Consider the following 16,346-nt stretch of genomic DNA (forward strand, 5'->3'; position numbering starts at 1 on the left):
CGCGCGGACGGCGCTGCGGGTGCTCAGACGCTCTTGCGCCGGAACATCTGCTGGGCGCCCGAGGTCTCGGGCCCGTGGGGGTGCTCCACCTTGCCGTGGCCCCCCTCGGCCGACACGTCGGTGCCGCCGTGGGCCTTCTTGGCCGCGAGGGCCTCCTCGAACTTGCGCCTGGTCTCGTCGGTGACGTGCTCGTTCGTCATGACGTGACCTCCTTCCCGCCGATGCCAGGGCCGCGGCCGGTCCGCGGTGCTCGACTGCGCCCAGCGTGGCACCCCACCAAGGGGGCGTCCACCGTTTTTCCCACGGCCGACGGGCCGCGGCCCGACCGACCCGGGAGCCCACCTGACGTGGCCTGCGCCACATGGCACGATGACCCCGACCTCTCCCGGGCCACACCGCCCGGTCCCCCGACATCCACCCCAGGAGCGTCCATGTCGAGCAGCCAGCCCACCCACGACCTCGTCATCCTCGGTGGCGGAAGCGGCGGCTACGCGGCCGCCCTGCGCGCGGCCGAGCTGGGCCTCACCGTGGCCCTGGTGGAGAAGGGCAAGCTGGGCGGCACCTGCCTGCACCAGGGTTGCGTGCCCACCAAGGCGCTGCTGCACGCCGCCGAGGTGGCCGACAGCACCCGCGAGAGCGCCAGCTTCGGCGTGAACGCGACCTTCGAGGGCATCGACATGGGCCGCGTGAACGCCTACAAGGACGGCGTCATCGGCCGGCTGCACAAGGGTCTGCAGGGCCTGGTGAAGGCGCGCAAGGTGGAGTACGTGGAGGGCGAGGGCCGCCTCACCGCACCCAACACCGTCACCGTGGACGGCCGCGAGCTCGTGGGCAAGGACGTGGTGCTGGCCACCGGGTCGCGCCCGCGGTCCATCCCGGGTCTGGAGATCGGTGGTCGGGTGATGACCTCCGAGCAGGCCCTGCAGCTCGACTTCGTGCCGCAGTCCGTGGTGGTGCTCGGTGGCGGCGTCATCGGCGTGGAGTTCGCCAGCGTGTTCACCAGCTTCGGGGCCCAGGTCACCGTGGTGGAGGGCCTGGACCGCATCGTGCCCGCTGAGGACGAGGCCGTGAGCAAGACGCTGCTGCGCGCCTTCCGCAAGCGCAAGATCGACGTCCGCACCGGCGTCATGTTCGAGTCCGTGGACAACCGCGAGGACGGCGTCACCGTGAGGCTGCAGGACGGCACCACGCTGGAGGCCGACCTGCTGCTCGTGGCCATCGGTCGCGGCCCGGTCACCGAGGGGATGGGCTTCGAGGAGGCCGGCGTCACCCTCGACCGCGGCTTCGTGGTCACCGACGCCGACCTGCGCACCGGCGTGGACCACCTGTGGGCCGTCGGCGACATCGTGCCCGGCCTGCAGCTGGCCCACCGCGGCTTCGCCCAGGGCATCTTCGTGGCCGAGAAGATCGCCGGCCTGGAGCCCGCCCCGATCGACGAGGCCGGCATCCCCCGCGTCACCTACTGCGACCCCGAGATCGCGTCGGTGGGCCTCACCGAGGCCAAGGCCAAGGAGCAGTACGGCGAGGACGCCGTGGAGGCCCTGGAGTACAACCTCGGCGGCAACGGCAAGAGCCAGATCCTGGCCACGCAGGGCTTCGTCAAGCTGGTGCGCCGCAAGGACGGCCCGGTGGTGGGCATCCACATGGTCGGCGCCCGCATGGGTGAGCAGGTGGGTGAGGCCCAGCTCATCTACAACTGGGAGGCCCTGCCCGAGGAGGTCGCCGCCCTCGTCCACGCCCACCCCACCCAGAACGAGGCCCTCGGCGAGGCCCACCTGGCGCTGGCCGGCAAGCCGTTGCACGCCCACGCGTGACGTACACGGCACGCCCCGGGTGGTGCGCGGCACCGCCCAGTGTGGAGAATGGCTGCGCAAGGGCAGTACAGACCGCTCAACGAACGACCGAGGAGACAGGGAATGTCTGAGAAGGTGACGATGCCGGAGCTCGGCGAGTCCGTGACCGAGGGCACGGTGACGCGCTGGTTGAAGGCCGTGGGTGACGAGGTGGCGGTCGACGAGCCGCTGCTCGAGGTCTCCACCGACAAGGTGGACACCGAGATCCCCTCCCCGGTGGCGGGTGTGCTGCAGGAGATCCTTGCCGAGGAGGACGACACCGTCGAGGTCGGCGGCGACCTGGCCGTCATCGGCGACGGCGAGGCCTCCGGCGGGTCCGACGACTCCTCCGACGAGAAGGACGAGGAGCCCGCCGAGGAGAAGGCGGAGGAGCCGAAGAAGGCCGAGGAGAAGACGGAGGAGAAGGCCGAGAAGCCGGCCAAGAAGTCCTCCGGCGGCGGCGAGGGCCAGACCGTGACGATGCCGGAGCTCGGCGAGTCCGTGACCGAGGGCACCGTGACCCGCTGGCTGAAGGCCGAGGGTGACGAGGTCGAGGTCGACGAGCCGCTGCTCGAGGTCTCCACCGACAAGGTGGACACCGAGATCCCCTCCCCCTACGCGGGCGTGCTCTCCAAGATCATCGCCGGTGAGGACGAGACCGTCGAGGTCGGCGGCGAGCTGGGTGTCATCGGCGGCGAGGCCGGTGGCGACGACTCCTCCGAGGACGAGGCCGACCAGGACGCCGACGCCGAGCCGATGGACGCCGGGTCCGCCGAGGAGGTGGCTGCCGAGGGCGAGACCGAGGACCCGCAGGCCGCTGCGAAGGCCGACGAGAAGAAGGCCGCGGACAAGAAGGACCAGGAGCCGGCCCCGGCGAAGGAGGCCCCGAAGAAGGCCGAGTCCTCCGACAAGGGCTCCGACTCCGAGACCTACGTGACCCCGCTGGTGCGCAAGCTGGCCAAGCAGCACGGCGTGGACCTCTCCACCCTGGAGGGTTCCGGCGTGGGTGGCCGCATCCGCAAGCAGGACGTGCTGGCCGCCGCCGAGGGCAAGGGGGCCGAGGCGCCCGCCAAGGGCAAGGGGGCCGAGGCGCCCGCCGAAGCCCCGGCCGAGCAGCCGAAGGCCGAGCAGGAGCCGGCCGAGCAGCCCGCGCAGAAGCCCGCGGCGCAGTCCTCGGGTTCCGCGCAGAAGTCCTCCGGCGCCCTGGGCGACCTGCAGGCCAAGCGCGGCACCACCGAGAAGATGACCCGCCTGCGCAAGGTGATCGCCCAGCGCATGCTGGAGTCGCTGCAGGTCTCCGCGCAGCTGACCACCGTGGTCGAGGTGGACGTCACCAAGATCGCCCGCCTGCGTGACCGCGAGAAGAAGGCCTTCCAGGCCCGCGAGGGCGTCAAGCTCTCGTTCCTGCCCTTCTTCGCGCAGGCCGCCATCGAGGCGCTCAAGGAGCACCCGACGGTGAACGCCTCGGTGGAGGACGACCAGATCGTCTACCACGCCCAGGAGAACCTGGGCATGGCCGTGGACACCGACAAGGGCCTGCTGGTGCCGGTCATCAAGGACGCCGGGTCGCTGAACATCGCCGGCATCGCCCGCAAGATCGACGACCTGGCCAGCCGCACCCGCGACAACAAGGTGGGCCCGGACGAGTTGAGCGGTGCGACCTTCACGCTCACCAACACCGGTTCGCGCGGCGCCCTGTTCGACACGCCGATCATCAACCAGCCGAACGTGGCGATCCTCGGCACCGGTGCCGTGGTGAAGCGCCCGGTCGTGGTGAGCGACGAGGACGGTCTGGAGACCATCGCCATCCGCTCGATGGTGTACCTGGCCCTGTCCTACGACCACCGCATCGTGGACGGCGCCGACGCCGCCCGCTTCCTGGGCACCATGAAGGAGCGCCTGGAGGCCGGCCAGTTCGAGGTCTGACCCGCTGACGCCGGTCCGGCCCGCCCGGCCGGCACAGCCCTTGCACACGACGGGGCCCCGCACCACACGGTGTGGGGCCCCGTCCGCGCACCCGCTCCCGGTCAGGCGGCCAGCACCCGCCAGTCGGCCAGCCGCCAGGAGATCGGGCCGCCGTCCTTCCCCGAGGGCTCGAGCTCGAGCCGGACCGTCCGCGGGTCCCCTCCCTGGGCGGCCACCTTGGCGGTGAGCACCACCCGGCCCGCGCCGCTCCCTCCGTCTGCCCGGACCGGCCGCACGTCGCTCACGCGGTAGCGGGCCGCCACCGAGTGGCCCTCGGGCGCGGGGTGCCCGGTGTCGCGGCGCCAGGCGGGGCTGTCGCGCACCACCACCCGGGCCAGGGCCTCCCGGTCCCCTGCCACCCACGCGACCGCCCGGGTCGTGAGCAGATCGTCGACCTCCTCGGCGGTGGGCAGGGCCACGGGCGCGCCCGCCTCCGGCGCGGTGCGCGTGCGTGCAGGGGCAGGCGTGGGCGAGGCGGTACCACCGGCCGGGCGGTCCGACACGGCGGAGGGATCGGCCGGCGCCCCGGAGGGACCGGGCGCCGCCACCGGGGTCTCGGCCACGGCCGGGTCGGCCCCCTGCGAACCCACCGCCCAGAGGCCGCCGAGGGCCAGCACCGCCACGGCGCCGAGCACCAGCGGGCGCGTGCCCACCGGGTGCAGGCGCGACCGCAGACCGGACCGCTCCGGTTCCTGGGCGGCAGCGGCGAAGGCCTCGCGGAGGGCGGCCATCCGGTCCTGGTCGCCGCTGGCCGAGCCGTGGACCACCATGTCCGGCCAGGAGGTGCCCGGCCGGTCCGCGGGGTCCGCGTCCTCCGCGCCTTCGTCCCCGAGGGCGAACGGTGGCGCCTCCACACGCTCGGCAGCCGGGCTGGACGGGAGGGGGCTGGACGGGGCCGCACTCGCCGCCTCCGGCTCGTCCGGCCCGGGCGGAAGGTCGACCGGGCCGTCGGGCGGCGTGCTGGCCCCGGCCACCTCCTCGAGGGCGCCGGCGGCACAGACCACCAGGGCCGTGACCGTGGGACGTCCCGACGGGTCGTCGCGCAGGCCGCGCTCCACGGCCACCACGAGCTCCTCCGGCAGCTCCCACGTCACCACGTCGAGCAGGTCCCGGACCACCGCGGCCAGTTCGTAGGTGTCGCTCGCCGGGGTGGGCGCGTCGCCGTCCACCACCTCCGGCGGCTCCCGCAGCCAGGGGTCGTCCCCGGCCGGGACCGGCGGCCCCAGGTGGAAGCCGTGGTCGGCCCCCACCCCCACCACCGCGGTGCTCACGCCACCGTGCACCGCGCCACCCTCGTGGAGCCGCACCAGGTCGGCCCCCACCTCCCGCAGGAGCCGGGCCACCTCCTGCGGCGACGGCTCCCACCCTTCCTGCACCAGTTCCTGCACTCGAACCATGGGTGCAGCCTGCCGCGGATCCGGGTGGGCGTGTCGGGCGTCGTCCACAGGCGTACCCTCGGCGTATGCGCTTCGAGCACGTGGGCCTGGTTCCGGACACCGTCGACTACATGGAGGGCTGGGACCTGCAGAAGCAGGTGCACCAGCGCGTCGTCGAGGGTGGTGAGGACACCGTGCTGCTGCTGGAGCACACGGCCGTCTACACCGCCGGCAAGCGCACCGAGCCCCACGAGCGCCCCCTGGACGGCACCCCCGTGGTCGACGTGGACCGCGGCGGCAAGATCACCTGGCACGGCCCCGGCCAGCTCACCGGCTACCCGATCGTGCGGTTGCCGGACCCGGTGGACGTGGTGGCGCACGTGCGCCGCCTCGAGGAGGTGCTCATCCGCACCGTGGCCGAGTACGGCATCGAGGCCACGCGGGTGGACGGGCGCAGCGGTGCCTGGGTGCTCGGCGACCCCGCCGCGCAGGACGAGTTCGGACGTCAGGACCGCAAGATCGGCGCCGTCGGCATCCGCGTGAGCCGCGACGTGGCCATGCACGGCTTCGCCCTCAACGTGGACTGCCCGCTCACCTGGGCCGAGGGCATCGTGCCGTGCGGCATCTCCGACGCGGGCGTGACCAGCATCGCCGCCGAGCTGCGCCGCCGCGGCGAGGACGCCGCCGGCGCGACCGTGGCCGACGCCCTGCCGCGCGTGGAGGCGCACCTGCGCGACGTACTCGGCGCGGTCGAGGTGGCGCGCCCGGCCGCCACCACCGCCGGGCACGACGCCGCCTGAACCCACCCGCCGGCACCCCGCCCCACCCGGCGTATCCTGTGGTGCTGCGTGCGGCGTCCACCGCCGCCCACCAGGCCCCGGCAGACACCGCCGGGACGCCACGTCGAGTGCAGGGAGTCAATCCGTGACCATCGCCCCCGAAGGTCGCCGTCTGCTGCGCGTGGAGGCGCGCAACGCCGAGACGCCGATCGAGCGCAAGCCCTCCTGGATCCGCACCACCGCCAAGATGGGCCCGGAGTACCGCGAGGTGAACTCCATGGTCAAGGGGCAGGGCCTGCACACGGTGTGTCAGGAGGCCGGCTGCCCCAACATCTTCGAGTGCTGGGAGGACCGCGAGGCCACCTTCCTCATCGGTGGCGACACGTGCACGCGCCGCTGCGACTTCTGCGACATCGCCACCGGCAAGCCGATGCCGCTCGACCCGGCCGAGCCGATGAAGGTGGCCAACTCCGTGGCCCAGATGGGCCTTCGCTACGCCACCGTCACCGGCGTGGCCCGCGACGACATGCCCGACGGCGCCGCCGCGCTCTACGCCGACACCATCCGCGCCATCCACGAGCGCAACCCGAACACCGGCGTGGAGATCCTGCCCCCGGACTTCGGCGCCAAGCCCGAGCTGGTGCAGCAGGTCTTCGACGCCCGCCCCGAGGTGTTCGCCCACAACCTGGAGACCGTGCCGCGCATCTTCCGCCAGATCCGCCCGGCGTTCACCTACGAGAAGTCGCTCAAGGTGATCTCCATGGCCAAGGAGGACGGGCTGCTCACCAAGTCCAACCTCATCCTGGGCATGGGCGAGAACGACGAGGAGATCAAGCAGGCGATGGTGGACCTGCGCGACGCCGGCTGCGACATCCTCACCATCACCCAGTACCTGCGCCCCTCCAAGCTGCACCACCCCATCGACCGGTGGGTGAAGCCGGAGGAGTTCGTGGCCCTCAGCGAGTACGGCGAGGAGCTGGGCATGAGCATCATGGCCGGCCCGCTGGTGCGCTCGTCCTACCGCGCCGGCCGCCTGTGGGCGCAGACCATGCGCAAGCTCGGCCGCGAGATCCCCGAGCACCTGGCCCACCTCGGCGAGGCCGTCGACGACGGGGCCCGCCAGGAGGCCCGTACCCTCGTGGAGAAGCGCCTCGGCGCCACCGGCTGACGCCGCCCCACTCCCCCGCCCTGACACAGAGGAACCCCAGCCCCATGGCACAGAAGGACACCCCGCGCGGCGCCCGCCGCGACGGCACCGGCAAGCGGACGCTCGGCCAGCGCGTGAAGGCCTACGGCTCGCAGGTCGGCGAGGTCTACCGCATGACCCGGCGCGCCAACCCCAACACGCCGCTGGTCCTGCTGGCCGTGTTCCTGGGCGTGCTCGTGCTGTTCGGCCTGCTGGGCCTGCTGTTCGACATGTTCGTCTACTTCGTGCTGCTGGGGCTGCTCGTGGCCATCCTGGCCACCACCTTCACGCTGGGCCGCCTGGCGCAGAAGGCCGCCTACGCGCAGGTGGAGGGCCAGCCCGGGCAGGGCGGGGCCGCACTGCAGGCGCTGGGGCGCACTTGGTACTACGAGCAGGAGCCGGTGGCCGCCGAGATGCCGCGCCGTGCCCGGGGCGTGCAGGACATGGACAAGGCCGCGATGGTGTTCCGCGGCGTCTCCCGGCGGGGCGTCGTGCTGCTGGGCGAGGGTCCCAAGGGGGGCGCGCAGCGGCTGCTGGCCTCGCAGGAGAAGTTCGTGCACCGCATCGCCGGTCCGGAGGTGCCCGTGACCACCTACCTGCTCGGCGAGGGCGAGGACCGCACGCCCATGACCGACGTGATCCGCGAGGCCAAGAAGCTGCCCAAGCAGATGACCGACGCGGAGGCCGAGGCCGTGCACAAGCGCCTCACGGCGATGGGCGGCATGGCCCAGCAGGCCGGCATGCCCAAGGGCATCGACCCGCGCCGTGCACGGACGGCGAAGCGCTCCACCATCCGCTGAGACCCGCCGTGGTGGCGCCCTCCCGTCGGCGATTCGTGCTGGGCGTCGCCCTCGCCGGACTGGTGCCGGTGGCCGGGTGCGGGCACGCCGGCACGCTCGTGGTGGTGAGCCCCCACCCCGACGACGAGACGCTGCGTCTGTCGGGCTACGTGCTGCACGCGCGCGACCGGGGCGACCACTTGGTGCTCGTGGCGGTGACCCGGGGCGCCGCGAGCGGGGCCGCCCCCGCCTCGTGGAGCGCCGAGCGCCTCGAGGCGGTGCGCTCGGCGGAGCTGGAGGACGCCTGGGCCGCGCTGACCGGCGAACGGGGCACCATCACCCACCTGGAGCTGCCCGACGGTGGTCTCACCGAGTCCGCGGTGGCCGAGGCCCTCTCCCCCGTCCTGGAGGAACACCCCGACGCCGTGGTGGCCGCCGCCTGCGCCACCGACGACGACCATCCCGACCACCGCGTCGTGGCCCGGGTGGTGCGCCGGCTCGCCGGCGACCGCAGCCGCACCGCGCTGCCGCCGGGAGCACAGGGCGGACGGATCTGGGACTGCCCGGACCTGCCGGCCGCCCGCCGGGCCGACGCCGCCTACGCACCGTTCGGGCACCGGTCGGTGAGCGGGCTGTTCGACGACCTGCGCGCGGCGGACCACCGGTCGGCGGTGCTCGGGTGAGCAGCATCGGGCCCGGTGCGCGGCGCCGCCTGGTCTCCCTCGACTGGTCGCGCGGCGCCGCGGTGGTCTTCAACCTGCTGATGATCGCGGTGCTGCCCCCGCTGCCGACCGCGCTGGTGCACGCCCACTGGGAGGGCATCCACCTGGTGGACCTGGTCTTCCCCACCTTCGTGGTGCTCTCGGGCGCCGGCATGGCCTTCGCCTACGCCCGCACGCCCTCGTGGTGGGTGGTCCTGCGCCGCTCGGTGGTGCTGTGGGCAGCCGGGCTGCTCTACAACGCGGTGGTGCTGGACTGGCCGGCCCCCGCGGAGTTCCGCCTCATGGGCCCCCTCCAGGTTTACGCGGTGCTGGTGCCGGTGGTGGCCGTGGCGAGCACCCGCCTACGCAGCCCCCGGGCGTGGGCGGTCGCGGTGGCCGTGCTGACGGTGGCGCTCACCGCGCTGCACCTGGCCTGGGGTGCGCACTGCGGCGGCGTGACCCCGACCTGCAATCCCTCGCGCACGCTCGACCTGCCGTGGATGGGGGCGCACGCCTACCGGGGTGGTGCGCGAGGCCACGACCCGGAGGGGGTGGTGACGCTCGCCGGTGCCCTGGTGACCGTGGGAGTGGGCCTGGTGGCGGGCGCCACCGTGCGCACCCTGCACGGCACCCCCGGGGCGCGGGGGCGGATCATCACCCTCATCCTGCTGCTGGTGGGCGCCTGCCTGGCCGCAGGGCTGGTGCTGCACCTGCTGGGCGTGCCCGTGGTCAAGCGGTTGTGGACCCCGTCCTTCGCCCTGCTCACGGCCGTGCCCGGGTTGCTCGTGCTGCTGGGTGCGTACTTGCTCCTCGACGCCGACGGGGCCCCTCCGGCGTCATCGCTGGTGCGACCGGTGCCCGAGGCACTCGGCCGCAACGCCCTGCTCGGTTACTTCGGCTCGCACCTCGTGCTGCACCAGCTCACCGCCGGCGACCCCTCGGTGGCCGACAGGGTGGTGCGGCTGATGGGTCCAGACGCCGGCCGGTGGGTCTTCGGCATCGCGTTCCTGGCCTTCTGGGTGGCCCTCGCCCTCGTGCTGGCGCGGTACCGCGTGTACGTGCGGCCCTGAGGCACCCGCGTCGTCACCGGGCCCGTCAGGCCCTGACCCGCCTCAGCGCCCGCGGACGATGGCGGTGCGACGCACCCAGTCGTGTGCGCCGCGCTGGTCGCGGTCCCAGATCAGGGCCGGCAGGGCCAGGCAGAGCAGGACCGCGCGCACCGCGGAGTCCACGAGCGTGACCGGCCGGTCGTCGAGGCGGATCACCTGCAGGCCCATGATGCGGTGGCCGAGGGTGCCGCCGGCCGCGGCGACGAGCACGAGGTTCTCCAGCAGGAAGATCCCGTGCGTCACCAGCTGGCCGGACCCGCCCGGCCCCAGGTGGCCCCACGTGGCGGCCGTGATGGCCAGACAGGCGAACCAGTCGATGAACAAGGCGACCAGGCGCGGGCCGAGGCGGGCGATGGACCCGGGGCCGGTGGCCGGCAGGCCGAGGCGTTGACCCGGGTGGTCCTGGGGGCTGGGGTGCTCGTCGTCGGGGAGCGCCGCCCGGGGTCCGCTGAGCCAGGAGCCGATCTCACGTCTGTCCACGCGCACAGGGTACGGACCGGGCGGAGCGCGGGCGGGCCGGTGGGTGGCGCGTGTCCGAGACCACCGACGACACGTGGCCACCCGGTGACGTGGGAGTGACTCCACGGCAGGGGCCAGTCGATAGGCTGGGTCCGTTCCGCGACACCGCCGACCCGGCGGTGCCGGCCACCACTCCCGCTCCCAGGAGGGCACAGCAGTGTTCAGCAGCCCGCAAGAGGTCATCGACTACATCCGCGACGAGGAGGTGGAGTTCCTCGACATCCGGTTCTGCGACCTTCCGGGCGTCATGCAGCACTTCAATGTGCCCGCCTCCACGGTGGACGCCGAGGCGCTGGCCACCGGCCAGATGTTCGACGGCTCGTCCATCCGCGGCTTCGTCGCCATCCACGAGTCCGACATGAAGCTGCTGCCCGACCTGGCCACCGCGTTCATCGACCCCTTCCGGGACGCCAAGACGCTGGTCATGAACTACTCCATCGTCGACCCCTTCACCGACGAGCCCTACGGCCGCGACCCGCGCACCATCGCCCGCCGCGCCGAGGAGTACCTGAGGACGACCGGCATCGCCGACACCGTCTTCATCGGCGCCGAGGCCGAGTTCCACGTGTTCGACGAGGTCCGCTACGAGACCACCCCGGGCAGCGCGTTCTACAGCATCGACGCCGAGGCCGCGGCTTGGAACACCGGCCGCGAGGAGGTGGGCGGCAACCAGGGCTACAAGGTGAGCACCAAGGGCGGGTACTTCCCGGTGTTCCCCACCGACCACTACACCGACCTGCGCGACCAGATCTGCCGCAACATGGAGAAGGTCGGCCTCGAGGTCGAGCGCAGCCACCACGAGGTGGGCTCCGCCGGCCAGCAGGAGATCAACTACAAGTTCAACACGCTGCTGCACGCCGGCGACGACATGATGAAGTTCAAGTACGTCGTCAAGGGCACCGCGTGGGAGGACGGCCGCTCGGCCACCTTCATGCCCAAGCCGGTCATGGGTGACAACGGCTCCGGCATGCACACCCACCAGAGCCTGTGGAAGGACGGCGAGCCGCTGTTCCACGACGAGAACGGTTACGGCCAGCTCTCCGACACCGCGCGGTGGTACATCGGTGGCCTGCTCAAGCACGCCCCGGCGCTGCTGGCCTTCACCAACCCGACGATCAACTCGTTCCGCCGCCTGGTGCCGGGCTTCGAGGCGCCGGTCAACCTCGTGTACTCGGCCCGCAACCGCTCGGCGTGCATCCGCATCCCGATCACGGGCACCTCGCCGAAGGCCAAGCGCGTGGAGTTCCGCGTGCCGGACCCGTCGGCCAACCCGTACCTGTGCTTCGCGGCGCAGCTGATGGCCGGCATCGACGGCATCCGCAACCGCATCGAGCCGCCGGAGCCGGTGGACAAGGACCTGTACGAGCTGCCGCCGGAGGAGCAGGCGAACATCGAGCAGCTGCCGTTCTCGCTCGACGCCGCCCTGGAGGCGCTGGAGGCCGACCACGACTTCCTCACCGAGGGCGACGTGTTCACCGACGACCTCATTGCGGCCTGGGTGGACTACAAGCGCACGCACGAGATCGCGCCGATGCGCCTGCGCCCCAACCCCTTCGAGTACGAGCTCTACTACCACATCTGAGTCGCCGACCACGGTGTGACGACGGGGCCGGTCCTGCGGGACCGGCCCCGTCGGCGTCCCCGGGCGTGCGCGTTCCTGTGCCTGGGCGGCTCAGGCGGGGCGGACCAGCCCGACCCGGTAGAGGGCCGCGACCGCCTCGGCAGCCAGGCGCTCGGCGTCGGGGTGGGGGCCGAAGGTCTCGACGAGGAGCGCGGTGAGCTCACCGACGGTCCGCGGCGAGTCCGCGAGCTCCTGCCAGAGGGTCGCGCCGAGCTGGCCGAGCTGCAGCACGGACGACCCGACCATGAGCACCACGTCCCCCTCACCGCACACCACGGCCCAGGAGAACGGGGCCTGCTCCCAGCGGGCTCCCGGCGTCGTGTCCGGGTCGTCCAACGGCTTGGGAGGGACGGCGTCCCACGGCGCGTCCCCCTGGAGCGCGGTGAGCTCCTCGGCCGGGGACGGGGCCCCCTGCGCGGCGAGGTCGGCGAGCAGGTCGGTGGTCTCGGTGATCTCGGAGTACACCAGGCGCTGCACCCCGAGGTCGGTGACCGCACGGGCCAGGGTGGACAGGCCGCCGGGGGTGCGGCTCAGCGCGGAGGTCTGCGGCGCGAGCAGCGGCAGGGCCTCGACGGCCGGCACCGGCTCCAGGCGGGGCAGCGGGCCCGGGTCAGCCTCCCGCTGCTCCTCGGTGCGCAGGCGGTGGAGGAGCACCAGTCCGGTGAGCCGGGCCCCCTCGGGCGCACGGGCCATGCCCAGCTGGTCGGGTCCCAGCTGGTGCTTGTGGTGCGGGTTGCCCCGGGGGTCGGTGACCACCGAGAGGGGCTTCTCCAGGGGCATCACCCGGTAGCCGTCGTCGACGGCGACGCACTCGTCGGTGAGGTAGCCCCACCCCGCCTGGGCCAACACGCGGCTGGCCGTCGTCTTGCCCGTCCCCGACGCGGCCACGAGGCACAGGGCCCGGTCGGTCCCGGGGGCGGTGAGCGCCGCGGCGTGCACCATGAGCGACTGCCCGATGTGGCGCCCGATCGAGGCGGCGATCAACCACGAGGCCAGGCTGTACCCGCCCTGCTCCCCGGCGACCACGACCGCCTCCCCTGCGGGTGGCGCCTCCCCCACGGCCACGAGGTGCAGCGGCACGTCGGGCTCCTCGTCGGTGATACAGCGGGACCACAGCGCGGGCACGTCGTCCTGGATGCCGGAGGCGTGGTCACGGACGGACCAGACCGTGTCCAGCACGCGCAGGCGTGCGATCTCCGTGCCGCTCCAGTCCAACGCCCGGGCCTCCGCCTCCGTGGCGCCCGTACCGGTGCCCGTCCTGTCGGTCATGCCTCCACCCCCAGTGCGTCGAGCAGGAACGCCAGCTCGAGGGCGCGGTCGCCCCACACGTCGTACCGGCCGGAACGGCCACCGTGGCCGGCGACCATCTCGGTGCGCAGCAGCACGGGACGCTCGACCGGGTCGCTGGTGGCCCGCTCGCGCACCGCCTGCACCCACTTGGCGGGCTCCCCGCACCCGACCCGGGTGTCGTTGAGGCTGGTGGTCGCCAGCATCGCGGGGTACTGCGCGGTCCGCACGTTCTCGTAGGGCGAGTACGCGGCCATGAGCTCGTAGGCCGCCGGGTCGTGCAGGGGGTTGCCCCACTCGGTCCACTCGCCCACCGTGAGCGGCAGGGAGGGGTCGAGGATGGTGGTCAGCGCGTCCACGAACGGCACCGCGAGGTGCGCCGCCCGGTAGAGGCCGGGCTCGAGGTTGATGGCCGCTCCCAGCAGCAGGCCGCCGGCGGAGCCGCCCTCCGCGGCGAGGCGGTCGGGGTGCACCCACCCGGCGTCGACGAGGTGGTGCGCGGCGGCGTTCAGGTCGGTGAAGGAGTTCTGCTTCTGCGCCAGACGGCCGGCCTCGTACCAGTGGCGCCCCATCTCGCCGCCGCCGCGCACGTGGGCGATCGCGAAGACGACGCCGCGATCCAGCAGCGAGAGACGGCTGGTACGGAAGTCGGGCTCGGTGGACACCTCGTAGGCGCCGTACCCGTACAGCAGCCCGGGGGCCGTCCCGTCGGGCCGAGCGTCCACGTGGTGCACCAGGGACACCGGGATGCGCGTCCCGTCGGCCGCCGTGGCCCACAGGCGCTCCTGCACGTACTGGGCCGGGTCGTACCCGCCGAGGACGGGCTGCTGCCGCAGCACGGTGGGCGGCGCGAGCTCGCCCCCCTCGAGCACCGGCCCCAGGTCGTACTCGCTCGTGGTGGGCGGGGTCACGAGCGACTCGGTGACCACCTGCAGCGTCGTCGTGGCGTGGTCGGGGTTGGTCCCCAGACCGATCGTCCACAGCGGCTCGTCGGGGACGAGGTCGAGCGGCGCACCCAGGCCCAACGGCACGTCCGGGCCCGCGGTGCGCGGGTACACCCGCAGGGCCGTGAGACCGTCCCGCCGGAGGGAGACCACGGCGAAGCGCTCGTAGAGGTCCACCCCCAGGAGGCGCTCGTCCTCGGCCGGGGGCTGCACCGCACGCCAGTGCTCCCGGCCGGACGCCGCGACGGTGGCCGTGGCCAACTCCCCCTCGGGAGTGTTCGCGGTGTGCACGAGGAGCAGCTCGTCGCCGTCCACGTCGACGTCGTACTCGAGACCGTCGACGCGCGCCTGCACCACCTGCGGACGGGCAGCCGGGTCGGTGGTGTCGAGCACCCACCACTCGCTGGAGTCGCTGGAGGCCTTACCGATGAGCAGCCAGCGGTCGTCGCCGGAGGTGTCGATGCCCATCCACCAGGCCTCGTCCTCCTCGGTGTGCACGAGCTCGTCGGTGGCCGGGTCCGCCCCGATGGCGTGGCGCCAGACCTGGTGGGGCCGCCACGCCTCGTCCACGCGGACGTAGTAGAGGTGGGTGGCGTCGTGGTCGAAGCACAGGCCGTACCCGACGCCGCTGATCGACTCGTCGATCCGCTCGCCGGTGGCCAGGTCCACGACCGTGACGTTGAACCGCTCGTCCCCCGAGGTGTCGGTGGCGAAGGCCAGGCGCTGGTCGTCCCGGCTGGTGGTGAAGCCGCCCACCGAGAAGAAGGTCGCGTCGCCGGCCTCAGCGTTGCCGTCGAGCAGCACCTGCTCCCCGGCCGGCACCTGTCCCGGTTCCAGGACGGGGCGCTGCACCGCGTACTCCCCCCGCGCCGCCACCCGGGCGTGGACCGGGTACTGCTCCCCCTCGACGGTGCGCGTGTAGTACCACCAGTCCCCGTGCCGGGCCGCGACGGACACGTCGGTCAGCTGCGTGCGGGCGACGATCTCGTCGAAGACGCGCTTCCGGAGCCCCTCCTGCCCGGCGAGCCGCTCCTCGGTCCAGGCGTTCTCCGCCTCGAGGTGTGCGACGACCTGCGGGTCCTCCGGGTCTCGCAGCCACTGCCACGGATCGTCCACGACGTGCCCGTGGTGCTCACGGCGATGGGGGCGGCGGGCCGCGATCGGCGGGGTGCTGCGGGACATGCGGGCCACCCTACGCGGCAGCCGGGGCTCTCCCCCGCCCTGTCGGTGGCTGGTCATGGGTGTGCTGTGTGGAAGTGGACGGTCGTGGCGCCGTCGGGTCCGGTCGTGGTGGTGTGCGTGTACCGGGGGTCGTCCAGGCGGCGGTGGTGTCGTCCGCACAACGGGATGGCATTGGCCAGGTCGGTCCTGCCACCGGTGTCCTTCGCCCCGCGGTCACCGCGGTGATCGGGGTGATCGGGGTGATCGGGGTCGTTCCTGGGTGGTGCCGTACCGGCCCCGGTGCCCGGTGGCGGCCCCTCGGCTGCTGCCCGGGGCGTCCTGCGGGGTGTCCAAGGCGTGTCGTGATGGATCTCGCACCAGGCGAACGGTCGATCACAGTGCTCCTCGGCGCACGTGGAGTAGGTGACCGCGAGGGCCTTGCGTTGGGAGTCGGTGAACACCCGGGTCTGCCGGCCCAGGTCCAGGACGGCCGAGTCGGTGCCCATGACCACCGGGACGATCCCGGCCGTGGCGGCCAGGCGGCGGACCTGCCCGGCCGAGACCTCCTCGTCGTGGTCGGTGACCCCGACCCGGTCAGTGGCCCCGCGGAGGGTGTCCAGGTCGGTGCGCAGCAGCAGGATCGCGGTCGAGGGTGTGGACAGGTGGTCGGTGGGCAGGTGGGAGACGAGCTCGGCGAAGGCCTTGCCCTGCTCGTGGGCCCAGTCCACCTGGCGATCACCCCACGAGGAACCCTCCTGCCCGTCGGTGGTCGCGGTGGTGGTGGTGGTCCGGTGGCGTGCGAGGCGGCGGGGGCTGGTCATGGCCTGCAGGACCTTGGCCAGCATCCGGCCCTGGAGGACCGGGAGGGTGAACCGTCCGGTCATCGTCCCGTCACCCTCCTCGCGGATCCAGAACGACGCGGCCGCCCACGCCTTGTCCTCCTGGGCAGCCACCCGGGTGTTCTCATGGGTGTCAGCCACGGCGGTGGTGTAGCCGAGGTCCTCCAGGACGCGGCGTGCCGCGCGCCGCAACGCCCGCACCGAGAGCTTCTGGGCCCTGACCGTGAGGACCTCCTCGGCGCGCAACC

General features: G+C 73.1%; 13 protein-coding genes and 1 pseudogene. 8 read left to right on the plus strand and 6 right to left on the minus strand.

Annotated features, from left to right (window positions below; translation table 11 throughout):
• Positions 1 to 23: 23 nt before the first annotated feature.
• The gene (locus tag ACFFHC_RS11465; RefSeq protein WP_168168510.1) at positions 24 to 200 is read right to left on the minus strand and encodes a DUF5302 domain-containing protein; all 177 of its coding nucleotides are present in this window, start codon (positions 198 to 200) and stop codon (positions 24 to 26) included.
• A gap of 231 nt (positions 201 to 431) precedes the next feature.
• Between ACFFHC_RS11465 and lpdA the strand changes: the two genes are divergently transcribed.
• Entirely contained in the window at positions 432 to 1,814 is a 1,383-nt protein-coding gene (lpdA, locus tag ACFFHC_RS11470; protein ID WP_070705736.1) for a dihydrolipoyl dehydrogenase, read from the plus strand.
• A gap of 102 nt (positions 1,815 to 1,916) precedes the next feature.
• Positions 1,917 to 3,758 (plus strand): 2-oxo acid dehydrogenase subunit E2, encoded by a 1,842-nt coding sequence (locus tag ACFFHC_RS11475; protein WP_141494685.1) that lies wholly within the window; start codon positions 1,917 to 1,919, stop codon positions 3,756 to 3,758.
• 101 nt (positions 3,759 to 3,859) lie between these two features.
• Here ACFFHC_RS11475 and ACFFHC_RS11480 read toward each other — a convergent pair whose 3' ends face one another.
• Positions 3,860 to 5,194 carry a serine/threonine-protein kinase gene (locus ACFFHC_RS11480; protein WP_144043045.1) on the minus strand — a complete coding sequence of 445 codons (1,335 nt, stop codon included), beginning with the start codon at positions 5,192 to 5,194 and terminating at the stop codon, positions 3,860 to 3,862.
• 65 nt (positions 5,195 to 5,259) lie between these two features.
• Between ACFFHC_RS11480 and lipB the strand changes: the two genes are divergently transcribed.
• The 5 genes from lipB (at position 5,260) to ACFFHC_RS11505 (ending at position 9,688) form a co-directional block, all read left to right on the plus strand.
• Positions 5,260 to 5,973 (plus strand): lipoyl(octanoyl) transferase LipB, encoded by a 714-nt coding sequence (lipB, locus tag ACFFHC_RS11485; RefSeq protein ID WP_379805526.1) that lies wholly within the window; start codon positions 5,260 to 5,262, stop codon positions 5,971 to 5,973.
• Between the two features lie 124 nt (positions 5,974 to 6,097).
• Entirely contained in the window at positions 6,098 to 7,120 is a 1,023-nt protein-coding gene (gene lipA, locus ACFFHC_RS11490) for a lipoyl synthase (RefSeq protein ID WP_379805529.1), read from the plus strand.
• 44 nt (positions 7,121 to 7,164) lie between these two features.
• A complete protein-coding gene (locus ACFFHC_RS11495) occupies positions 7,165 to 7,938 on the plus strand; it encodes a DUF4191 family protein (RefSeq protein ID WP_070703528.1) in 774 nt (257 codons plus the stop codon).
• A gap of 11 nt (positions 7,939 to 7,949) precedes the next feature.
• The gene (locus ACFFHC_RS11500; protein WP_180802230.1) at positions 7,950 to 8,600 is read left to right on the plus strand and encodes a PIG-L family deacetylase; all 651 of its coding nucleotides are present in this window, start codon (positions 7,950 to 7,952) and stop codon (positions 8,598 to 8,600) included.
• The gene (locus ACFFHC_RS11505) at positions 8,597 to 9,688 is read left to right on the plus strand and encodes a heparan-alpha-glucosaminide N-acetyltransferase domain-containing protein (RefSeq protein WP_101849568.1); all 1,092 of its coding nucleotides are present in this window, start codon (positions 8,597 to 8,599) and stop codon (positions 9,686 to 9,688) included. The genes ACFFHC_RS11500 and ACFFHC_RS11505 overlap by 4 nt, the downstream gene beginning before the upstream one ends.
• 42 nt (positions 9,689 to 9,730) lie before the next feature.
• Here the strand turns inward: ACFFHC_RS11505 and ACFFHC_RS11510 are convergent, their stop codons facing one another.
• A complete protein-coding gene (locus tag ACFFHC_RS11510; protein ID WP_070703465.1) occupies positions 9,731 to 10,207 on the minus strand; it encodes an RDD family protein in 477 nt (158 codons plus the stop codon).
• 196 nt (positions 10,208 to 10,403) lie between these two features.
• Here ACFFHC_RS11510 and glnA point away from each other — a divergent pair, with 196 nt between their 5' ends.
• Positions 10,404 to 11,828 (plus strand): type I glutamate--ammonia ligase, encoded by a 1,425-nt coding sequence (glnA, locus tag ACFFHC_RS11515; protein WP_101849566.1) that lies wholly within the window; start codon positions 10,404 to 10,406, stop codon positions 11,826 to 11,828.
• Between the two features lie 90 nt (positions 11,829 to 11,918).
• On the opposite strand, the gene ACFFHC_RS11520 is transcribed toward glnA, so the two are convergent.
• The 3 genes and pseudogenes from ACFFHC_RS11520 to ACFFHC_RS11530 all read right to left on the minus strand — a co-directional run.
• A complete protein-coding gene (locus tag ACFFHC_RS11520; protein ID WP_379805537.1) occupies positions 11,919 to 13,136 on the minus strand; it encodes a hypothetical protein in 1,218 nt (405 codons plus the stop codon).
• Positions 13,133 to 15,280: a S9 family peptidase gene (locus tag ACFFHC_RS11525; protein ID WP_379805540.1), complete on the minus strand. Its 2,148-nt coding sequence runs from the start codon at positions 15,278 to 15,280 to the stop codon at positions 13,133 to 13,135. Before ACFFHC_RS11525 ends, ACFFHC_RS11520 begins: the two co-directional genes overlap by 4 nt.
• A gap of 53 nt (positions 15,281 to 15,333) precedes the next feature.
• A pseudogene (locus tag ACFFHC_RS11530) lies at positions 15,334 to 16,346 on the minus strand (HNH endonuclease); the annotation flags it as partial.

The organism is Kytococcus schroeteri (assembly GCF_042433515.1).
In the GTDB taxonomy this organism is placed as follows: domain Bacteria; phylum Actinomycetota; class Actinomycetes; order Actinomycetales; family Dermatophilaceae; genus Kytococcus; species Kytococcus schroeteri.